The sequence below is a fragment of the Chitinimonas violaceus genome, from assembly GCF_052601015.1.
The window spans coordinates 1-363 of the sequence record NZ_JBQXDJ010000252.1 but is presented as its reverse complement, the minus strand read 5'-3'; the positions used below and the strand labels follow the sequence as shown (position 1 = coordinate 363).

The window sequence follows — 363 nt, the reverse complement described above, 5'->3', positions numbered from 1 at the left end:
AAAGCTCGTCACTGAGCATCAATCGGGGCATAGCAAACCCGCAGGGTGATTGGTATAGGAACCGTAATTCTGCGGGTTTGCTGCGCTTCTTCAATATACCGAAGTCAAAACGTCAACAGACCCTAGGAGCTCGGCGGGAATTGCCGGCAATTCCACCGGCTTGGCTTTCGGTTTGCGAGGCATACATTCTCCTTGGGAGCATGATATGCCTTGAACACGAAATTACTGACAGACCCGTTCTTCCACAATCGACGGCACTTCTCCAACCACGCAAAAGAACGCTCCACTATCCAACGCTTCGGCATCACCGCAAACCGATGCAGCTCACTACGCTTGGCTATTTGCACTGTCGCCCCCACGCAA

1 pseudogene is annotated in these 363 nt (G+C 52.6%); it reads right to left on the bottom strand.

Annotated features, from left to right (window positions below):
* Positions 1–236 precede the first annotated feature (236 nt).
* Positions 237–363, bottom strand: a pseudogene (locus ACUHMQ_RS21175) (transposase); the annotation flags it as partial.